The 9,856-nt window shown below is 34.9% G+C and carries 8 protein-coding genes and 1 tRNA gene; 2 read left to right on the forward strand and 7 right to left on the reverse strand.

Annotated features, from left to right (window positions below):
* Positions 1-412: 412 nt before the first annotated feature.
* From rlmN to RYL55_RS04635, 3 genes are all read right to left on the reverse strand, one after another.
* On the reverse strand, positions 413-1,549 hold the full coding sequence (gene rlmN, locus RYL55_RS04625) for a 23S rRNA (adenine(2503)-C(2))-methyltransferase RlmN (protein ID WP_315007706.1): 1,137 nt from the start codon (positions 1,547-1,549) through the stop codon (positions 413-415).
* A gap of 15 nt (positions 1,550-1,564) precedes the next feature.
* A complete protein-coding gene (locus RYL55_RS04630) occupies positions 1,565-2,533 on the reverse strand; it encodes an asparaginase (RefSeq protein WP_315007708.1) in 969 nt (322 codons plus the stop codon).
* 125 nt (positions 2,534-2,658) lie between these two features.
* Positions 2,659-3,819 carry a hydroxymethylglutaryl-CoA synthase gene (locus RYL55_RS04635; RefSeq protein WP_315007710.1) on the reverse strand — a complete coding sequence of 387 codons (1,161 nt, stop codon included), beginning with the start codon at positions 3,817-3,819 and terminating at the stop codon, positions 2,659-2,661.
* 204 nt (positions 3,820-4,023) lie between these two features.
* Between RYL55_RS04635 and RYL55_RS04640 the strand changes: the two genes are divergently transcribed.
* The gene (locus RYL55_RS04640; RefSeq protein ID WP_315007712.1) at positions 4,024-5,214 is read left to right on the forward strand and encodes an acetyl-CoA C-acetyltransferase; all 1,191 of its coding nucleotides are present in this window, start codon (positions 4,024-4,026) and stop codon (positions 5,212-5,214) included.
* A 23-nt stretch (positions 5,215-5,237) separates the two neighbouring features.
* Here RYL55_RS04640 and RYL55_RS04645 read toward each other — a convergent pair whose 3' ends face one another.
* Both RYL55_RS04645 and RYL55_RS04650 read right to left on the reverse strand, forming a co-directional pair.
* A complete protein-coding gene (locus tag RYL55_RS04645; protein ID WP_315007714.1) occupies positions 5,238-6,527 on the reverse strand; it encodes an Mbeg1-like protein in 1,290 nt (429 codons plus the stop codon).
* A 146-nt stretch (positions 6,528-6,673) separates the two neighbouring features.
* On the reverse strand, positions 6,674-7,342 hold the full coding sequence (locus tag RYL55_RS04650) for an excalibur calcium-binding domain-containing protein (RefSeq protein ID WP_315007716.1): 669 nt from the start codon (positions 7,340-7,342) through the stop codon (positions 6,674-6,676).
* Between the two features lie 133 nt (positions 7,343-7,475).
* On the opposite strand from RYL55_RS04650, the gene RYL55_RS04655 reads away from it, so the two are divergent.
* Positions 7,476-8,963: a DUF1846 domain-containing protein gene (locus tag RYL55_RS04655; protein WP_315007718.1), complete on the forward strand. Its 1,488-nt coding sequence runs from the start codon at positions 7,476-7,478 to the stop codon at positions 8,961-8,963.
* 48 nt (positions 8,964-9,011) lie between these two features.
* On the opposite strand, the gene pcp is transcribed toward RYL55_RS04655, so the two are convergent.
* Positions 9,012-9,659 carry a pyroglutamyl-peptidase I gene (gene pcp, locus RYL55_RS04660; protein WP_315007720.1) on the reverse strand — a complete coding sequence of 216 codons (648 nt, stop codon included), beginning with the start codon at positions 9,657-9,659 and terminating at the stop codon, positions 9,012-9,014.
* 59 nt (positions 9,660-9,718) lie between these two features.
* Positions 9,719-9,790: transfer RNA gene (locus RYL55_RS04665), tRNA-Glu, on the reverse strand.
* Positions 9,791-9,856: the final 66 nt, after the last annotated feature.

Genomic DNA, 9,856 nt, shown 5'->3' on the forward strand with positions numbered 1-9,856 from the left:
TAAATAAATTGACTTTTTATGAAAGTTAGATTACAGAAAAACGATACGAACATATGTTTTTTGTTATATTTGTCATCTTTTTGTAACATTACCTTATAATTCTCTTTAACTTTTGTTCGTATAAAATTGAAATATTACAACTTTGAAAGCGATTTACTTGTTAAAAACGTTGTTTTTGTACTTAAAAAACAAAAAAAGCGCCCTCATCTCTACTTAAAAGAGGAGGGTGAATGAATTTATTTTACTGATTTTTTGCATCATATAAAATGAAAGACTTCCCATAGTAGCAGTAGTAATATCAGCCATACTTGGCTGATATTACAGGAAACTTCGAGACTCAGGCTCGAAGTTTAGCAATGAGACTCGCATTTGCGAGGCTGCTTACGTCCTTTGCTACTATAACCAGGGAAGTCTATTCAAATAATTTTTCTTCTTCCGTCTTACGTTTTCTATCACGGTCACGTTTCATTTGGCTTGAACGTAATTGACCACACGCCGCTTCAATATCATGACCGAATTCTTTACGAACCACACAGTTAATATGATTTTTCTTCAATACATCATAGAAAGCCACTACACGATCCTTACTACTACGTTCATACTGATCATGCTCACGAACTTTATTATACGGAATCAAGTTTACATACGATAAACGTTTCTTGTCTGCTAATAAATCTGCCAATTGTTGCGCTTGTTCAACAGAATCATTGACATGATCCAACATAATATATTCAAACGTCACACGACGATTTGTTGTGCGAATATATTTATTAATGGCTTCCATCACCACTTCAATAGGGTATTTACGGTTAATACGCATAATTTTAGAACGAGTATCATTATCTGGAGCATGTAGAGATAACGCTAAGTTAACTTGTAACCCTTCTTTAGCAAAATCTAAAATTTTAGGAGCAAGTCCACTTGTAGATACTGTAATATGACGTGCACCAATCGCTAAACCTGCATCTGAATTGACTACTTTTAAGAACTTAATCACATTATCATAGTTGTCAAATGGTTCCCCAATTCCCATTACTACGATGTGGCTCACACGATCTCCAGGAGCTACTTCATCTAATGTACGCTGAACATGCATGACTTGCGCTACAATTTCTCCAGCGACTAAGTCACGTTGTTTTGCAATAATACCGCTGGCACAGAAAGTACAACCAATATTACAACCTACTTGTGTTGTGACACAAATCGATAAACCATACTCTTGTGGCATTAATACTGTTTCAATTAATAATCCATCTGCTAATTCAAATAAGAACTTACGAGTACCATCTGTTGATTGTTGTTTAATTTTTTCATTTAATACTGGGAATGTAAAAGTTTCATTTAATTTTGCGATTAAATCTTTTGATAAGTTTGTCATTTCTTCAAAACTTGTGACACGTTTACGATATAACCAGTCCCATAATTGTCCTGCTCTGAATTTTTTCTCTCCATTTTCTTCAAACCATGCGACTAAATCTTCATATGGATATCCATAAATAATTGGTTTCCCTTCATATTCACGAACACGTCTTCCGATTTTTGTTGCCATTTTTAATCCTTCTTTCTAGCATGCAAATGCTTTTTCAATTTCTTCTAATGTTTTCCCTGAACTTAATAAAACACTTAGTTTCAGACGAGCTTTTTGTCCACTTAATCCTGTTGTAAAAATGACACCAGACTGTCTTAATTGCTTCCCTCCACCTAAATAGTCATACACATCATACGTGACACCATTAAAGGCTCTTGAGACTAATACAATGGGGATTCCTGCTTCTATACATCTTTGTAAGGCTGGTAATGTTGCTGGTGGTAAATTTCCTGCTCCGAGCGCTTCAATTACTACACCTTTTGCATGATGCTCGCAAAGCGCATCGAGTAATAGCCCATCCATTCCCGCATAAGCTTTTAATAAGTATACTCCCGTTTGAACTTCTTCAATGGGATAGTATTCTTGTTTTAATAAACGTTGGAAATAAATAACTTCACTTTTCGAAACTAATCCAAGAGGTCCAAAAGTTGGCGTTTGGAAAGTAGCGACATTGGTAGTATGAGTTTTTGTCACATAAGTAGCTGTATGAACTTCATCATTCATAACAACTACAACTCCTTTATCCTTCGATTCTGGAGAAGCTGCGACAATTAAGGAACTCCGTAAATTCGCTAGACCGTCTGACCCAATTTCATTACTTGATCTCATTGCACCAGTCACCACAATTGGGATGGATACATTCGTTGTTAATTCTAGAAAATACGCTGTTTCTTCTAAGGTATCTGTTCCATGAGTGACTACAACTCCTGTATATCCCTCATCTACAGCTTTCAAAATTCTTTGTCTTAATTGCATCATATGAGATTCTTGCATATGAGGAGAAGGCAAATTAAATAAATCTTCTGTATGAATATCTCCGATTAAATGAAATAAATGCGCACTCGATAATAAAGGATTTTCTCCATTAGGAGATACTTTCCCAGTAGAATGGTCTTCGCTCATTGCGATAGTTCCACCCGTATTAATGATTAAAATTTTTGCCATACTTCAACCTCCTTATCTTTCATGCAAAACCTCTTATTACATTTTTCATATAATCTTAGTCTACCATAATCTAGACTGTAAAAAAAGAAAAGACTGGATAGAAACCAAGTCTTTTCACGTACAATTTATTGTTTTTGATATTGTCTTTGATGTTGGTGAACTCCTGACAAAATAAATAGACTTTTATCTTCCACTTGGAAAATTTGTTCGCCACTTTCATCTACCGTTTGACTAAATAATGCTTCGTATTCTGCAACAGTTACTTGTTTACGATTCTCTAATAATTGTCGGTGAGCTTCTACTCTCAATTGTTTTTCAAATCCTTCTACTAATTCTCCAACGAAGAATTCTCCAACCGCTCCTGATCCATAACTAAAGAATCCAATACGGTCTCCTGCAACTAATACAGAACTTGTTTCAATTAAAGAAATAAAACTTAAAAATAATGACCCTGTATAAATATTTCCAACATGACGATTATAAGCTGTACTTTCTTGATAACGAGTCGTTAATCGTTCTTGTTCTTCTTCTGATAATGCTTCTAAAAATGGTTTAAATGCTTTTAATCCCATTTTCGTATAAGGTAAGTGGAAGCAAATTGCTTCTAAATCTGCAAAAGTAGCTCCAGTTTGTGTTGCATAATCTGTCCAAACTTCTGCAAAGAAACGCATGTATTGTTCATTCGAGAATTTCCCATCTACCATTGGATAGGCTTCATAATTTGGACGCCAAAAATCCATTACATCATCTGTAAATAAGCTAGCTTCATCTTCTAAACGAAGTAAACGAGGTTCAGCTGAAACAATCATTGCCACTGCCCCTGCTCCTTGTGTTGGTTCCCCACCACTTTTCAAGCCGTATTTTGCAATATCACTTGCAATAACTAATACTTTTGATTCTGGATTCAAAGCGATATGCCCTTTTGCTAATTGCAATGCTGCCGTTGCTCCATAGCACGCATGTTTTAATTCCACACTACGAACTCGATTCGATAATCCTAATAATTTTTGAATATAGACTGCTGCAGATTTTGATTGGTCAATTCCTGTTTCTGTTCCTACAAGAATCATATCAATGGCTTCTTTATCTGCTTCATCTAAAATTTCAATTGCTGCATTTGCGCCCATTGTGACAATATCTTGAGTCACAGGAGCTACTGCCATAGTGCTTTGTCCAATTCCTACTGTATATTTTGCTGGCTCTACTCCACGTTCTACTGCTAAATCCTCCATGGATAAGGCAAATGGTGGTGTGTAAAATCCAATTTTATCAATTCCGATATTCATTTCTAACTCCCTTAATGTAATAAGTATCTATCCTAATAGTCTGCACGTACCATAGTAGCAAAAAATGGCGAAAGCTACAACGATTATCCCCGTTAAAAGCAATAATTTTAAAAAAACTTTAACTTTTTTATGTTGTATTTTAATAGGTTTCTGTGCAAATTTCGATTACAATAGTAAAGTAAATGAAATTTTAAGGAGAATGATATGAATTCAAACGATATTGTTATTATTAGCGCTACTAGAACAGCTATTGGAAAATTTGGAGGACAATTCGCTTCTATCAGTGCTGTTAAATTAGGTACAGCAGCTGCAAAATCAGCCATTCAAAAAGGAAATATAGATCCAACTTTAATCGATACAGTCATTTTCGGGCAAGTATTACAAGCAGGACTCGGTCAAAACCCTGCCCGTCAAGTGGCACTCAATTCAGGATTATTACATACTAGTACAGCTTTAACCGTAAACGAAGTTTGTGGTTCTGGATTAAAATCCATTTTATTAGCAGCTCAAGCTATTCGTCTAGGAGATGCAAAAATCGTATTAGCCGGCGGAATGGAAAATATGTCTTTAGCACCACATCTATTTCCAAATCGATTTGCTACTAAAAATGGAAATTGCACCATGATTGATGCTTTATTCCACGATGGCTTAACAGATGCCTTTTCTAACGAAGCAATGGGAATTACTGCTGAAAATCTAGTTGAAAAATACGGATTTACTCGTCAACAGTTAGATGAATTTGCAGCTCAATCTCAACAAAAAGCTTACCAAGCACAACAAAATGGTGCTTTTGATAAAGAAATTACACCAATTGAAATCACGAATAAAAAAACAAAACAAGTCGTAGCGATTGATAAGGATGAATTTATTCGTCCAGAAACAACTGTAGAATCTCTAAGTTCATTAAGACCTGCCTTTAAAACAGATGGAGTCGTAACGGCAGGAAATTCTTCAGGAATTAACGATGGAGCTGCTGCTTTAATTTTAACAACAAGAGAAGTGGCTAATACGTTAAACTTACCCATCTTAGCTACTTTAACAGGATATGCTGAAGCAGGAGTTGACCCTTCTATTATGGGAATAGGACCAGTTCCTGCCATTGAAAAATTAATTCAAAGAACTCATATCCCATTAGATAAAGTTGATTTATTTGAATTAAACGAAGCCTTTGCTGCTCAAAGTTTAGCAGTCATCAAAGACTTAAACATTAATCCTGAAAAAGTCAATGTTCACGGCGGTGCTATCGCATTAGGACATCCAATTGGGGCTTCAGGTGCTCGTATTGTGGTGACATTAATAAATGCTTTACAACAACGTCAATTACAAACCGGAATTGCCTCTCTATGTGTTGGTGGCGGAATGGGTGTAGCCTTAAGTTTAAAAATTGAACAATAACAATATACAAATAAGCCAAGCATCTACTCTGGATGCTTGGCTTGTTTCATTTCTAATTTCTTTTGTTTTTGTCGTTCTTGATAATAGTGTCGAATTTCTTCGTTTTCTTCTGTAGACTGATAAGCAACAGAGATTCGATGTTCTCCTGTCCAGCTTTCGACTAATTCTTCTACACTCGGCAATGTTAAAGTTGGAAGTTCTACTGAAATGGACAACGTATCTTTCCATATTTCATATCGAATTTGGAATAATAATCGACCAACTCTTAGTAAGATTTCTCGTTTTTCAGTATCCATTTGATAGGTTTTTTCGAAGAACTGTCGCATATACATTCTAAAATTATAATAGACATCATTAACCGTCTCTACACCCATTTCAAAAATTAATTCAAAAAATGTATCAAAAAAGAGTTTTAAATCTTCATCTGAAACTACTTCTGTCCATTGTTTAAAAGTTTGATCCGTTAATTGGCTATTTCTCGTTAATTCAGTTAATTCAACAAAATGATCATCTTCAATATTCCACATTAAAGCACTATGCTGAGAAATCCCACTTCCCTGACTTTCAATAATATGATACGGAACTTGTGATTCTAACATTAAACCTACTATCGAATCTTGAGGAATGTATCTTTTTGCTTTTGAAACAACTCTTTGATATCCTTCTGTATTTAATATCGAACGATGAACCCCTGGAGCATCCCAACAATAAATTTGCTGTATTCGATGTTGAATATCTTCTTCTTGCATGGCACTTGCATATAAGGAAAGATTTCCACCTTTAGAATGTCCAGATATATTTAAACTTCCTGAGAAAAACTCTGCTTGTTTTCTTAAATACTCTATCGCATCTATTTGTGCAGGAATCAAGTCAGAATAAGTCATCATAAAGTCTTCTTTCCAACCTGTTAAACTCTCATCCGTTCCTCTAAAAATAATCCATCGACTTTCTTCTTCCCATTGATAACAAACTGCAGCAAATTGTTTTGTTAATTCATCATCAATATCATTCATAAATCCGAATACTTTCACATCTTTGAAACGGGGACTTTTAGACACAACATCTAGTAATTGAATTCTTTCTTTCGTAATCATAAAAGGATTATTTTTGTGTTCTTTTTCTTTGATTGTTTCAAATTCTTTTCCTAACTGGTTCAGAGAAATTGCAGCTTTTTCCTCAAAAGATGAAGATACAATTTCATCAAATGGTAAATAGGCAATTTCTGTTAAAACTAAAATATCAATATCCGTTACTAATTTTTCTTGAAATATTTGAGCTTCGTATTGCTGTACATAAGTAATTAAATTTCCCATAAAAAGCTCCTTTCTGATACTTGTACTCTTTTGAGTAGTGTAGCACCTCCTTTGTAGAAATGCAAAATTAGAACATTAAAAAGACTTTCTACTGTAGTATGTTCATGAATCTCTCATCCTTACTACCTTAGAAAGTCTATTGTCTATTATTTATCTTGAATCCATTTTCCAGATGCATCTACACGATAACCATCTGGTGTTGTAGTATTCACTAACATTGCACCAGATGAACCTAAATAATAATCTCCCACCCAACGGTTTTCTTGCATCACACCATCTGCATTGAAGTAGTACCATGCGTTATTAATTTTCTTCCAATCTGTTTGCATTGCTCCGCTATTATCCATATAGTACCAAGCTCCGCTCACTTTTTGCCAATTAGTAGTCATGACACCATTGCCGTCAAAATAATACCATGTACCGTTAATTTTTTTCCAGTCAGTTACTGCACTATTATCTTCATAATAAGACCAATTTCCACTATTTTGTTGCCATCCTGATAATGTTGTTTCTTCAGAATCATTTGTATCAGCCTCAGACGAAGAAGCTGCTTGTTGTTTATTTAATGGTGTTCCATCCGCTGTATGAGAACGATATGCACCTTTAGAACGACTAATTTCACATGCTACACCATCATGATCTCTATCTAAATGTTTAGAATATCCTTCTTCACCAACCGCTATATTTCCATATCCAGCAGCCCAAGCTTCCTTACAGTTATGGAAATACACACGAGCTTCTGCTTTTTGTTCTAAACTAAGAGCAAACAATGTTGCAGCGGTACTTAATACCACTAAACCTCTAATTTTTTTCATTTTACATCCTCCTTAATATAACAATTTTAGTATATCACAAAATAAATGATGAACAAGCAAAATTTTTCCTTCCTTTTTTTATAAGAGAGTGCTATACTTTGGACTTGAAAATAGTGAAACGGGGGCGTTAAAAATGCAATTAGGATTTGATAGCGAAAAATACCTGGAAGAACAAAGTCAATATATTTTAGAGCGAGTGAATAGTTATGACAAACTCTATTTAGAATTTGGTGGTAAACTCATTGGGGATTTTCACGCAATGAGAGTATTACCTGGATTTGATCCAGATGGAAAAGTGAAACTACTCTATCGACTAAGAAACCAAGCAGAAATTATTATTTGTGTTTATGCTGGGGATATCGAACAAAATAAAGTGCGTGGAGATTTAGGTATCACTTATGACCGTGATGTCTTAAGAATGATTGATGATTTGCACCACTGGGATTTAAAAATTAATAGCGTACTGATTACAAGATACACTGGTCAACCAGCTGCAACTCAATTCAAAAATATGTTAGAACGTAGAGGAATGACTGTTTATACTCACGGCCACACAGAAGGCTATCCAATGGATGTAGATACAATAGTCAGTGATGCTGGATACGGAGCCAACGCATACATTGAAACTACTCGTCCATTAGTCGTTGTAACTGCACCTGGTGCTAATAGCGGAAAATTAGCAACATGTTTAAGTCAACTATATCATGAAACTCAAAGAGGTCGTTCAGCAGGCTATGCAAAATTTGAAACATTCCCTGTATGGAATTTACCATTAAATCATCCTATTAATATTGCCTATGAAGCTGCAACAGCTGATTTAGAGGATGTCAATATGATTGATCCATATCATTTGGAAAAATACGGTATTACGACTGTTAACTACAATCGTGATATTGAAGCATTCCCACTTTTAAGAAGAATTTTAAGAAAAATTTACAAAGACCAAGAAATTCCTTATTACTCACCAACAGATATGGGAGTTAACCGTGTTGGATTTGCCATTATAGATGATGCAGTCGTACAAGAAGCCTCAAAACAAGAAATAATTCGCAGATACTATCACTTACAATGCGATTACAAACGTGGGATTGGTACTTTAGAAACTGCTCAACGAGGAAAATACATTATGGATGAAATGGGATTAACCCCTCAAGATCGTCCAGTTGTCGAAAAAGCTTTGAGTAAATCCAAAGAATCCAATAGCGAAGTCGTAGCCATTGAATTACCAAATGGTAAAATGATTACTGGTAAACAAAGCGAAACGATGACAGCAGGAGCAGCTTGCTTATTAAATGCGATTAAAGAATTAGCAGGTATTCAAAAAGATTTACATCTATTACCTCCTGTTATTCTTGAATCCATTACAAAATTAAGTCAAGATGTGTTCCATCAACAAAGACGCTCCCTCGATAGTAAGGAAGTACTTATTGCTTTAAGTATGTCTGCTGTTACAAATCCATCTGCAGAAGCCGCAAAAAATCAATTAGTCTTTTTAAGAAATTTACAAGCACATAGTACGGTTATTTTACAAAAAGCTGATGAAGAAATTTATCGTGATTTAGGAATTACCATTACTAGTGAACCATCCTTTGCAGGAAATAGTTTTTATTATAGCCATTAGAAACAAAACAGGATTGACGGACTCTCCCATCAATCCTGTTTTTTTATATTAATGAATTGCTCCTCCAATTGTTCTTAAATCCTCTTTATCTTGATATTCAATAACCGTTTCAACACAAAGCGTTAGAGCATGAACCATTTCTTCCAATTCCATAGAAGGAAATTGATTTTTATCTTTTACTTGTTCTGGTAAGAAAGGTACATGAATAAATCCAGCTTTTAACGTAGGATAGTTTTTTGAAGCATAATACAGTACTTGATACATAATATGATTACATACAAATGTTCCAGCAGTATTTGAAACAGAAGCAGAAAAACCAGCAGCAATCATCTTATCCACCATAGCTTTAATTGGTAATGTTGAAAAATACGCACTTTCTCCATCTTTTTGAATTGGAAAATCAATGGGTTGATTTTCCTCATTATCTGCAATACGTGCATCGTCAATATTTATCGCAATACGTTCAGGAGTAATCCCGTGTCTTCCTCCTGCTTGTCCTACACAAATAACAACATCAGGATTGAAATTTTCAATTTCTTTTTTTAATACTTTAAATGATTTTTGAAATACCGTAGGAATTTGAATTCCTTTTATTTCTACATCTTTTATTTTTTTAGGAATACGACGAACAACTTCCCAAGAAGGATTAATACTTTCTCCACCAAATGGATCAAAACCCGTTAATAAAATTTTCATTTGAACATTCTCCTTTTATGATATAAATACAAAAAAAGCACTCGCAAGAGTGCTAAGGATGACCCGTACGGGACTCGAACCCGTGTTACCGCCGTGAAAGGGCGGTGTCTTAACCGCTTGACCAACGGGCCAGTATTAAATTTAAAGCGGGTGACGAGAATCGAACTCGCGACAACAGCTTGGAAGGCTGTAGTTTT

The sequence above is a fragment of the uncultured Granulicatella sp. genome (assembly GCF_963515615.1).
Lineage (GTDB): Bacteria > Bacillota > Bacilli > Lactobacillales > Aerococcaceae > Granulicatella.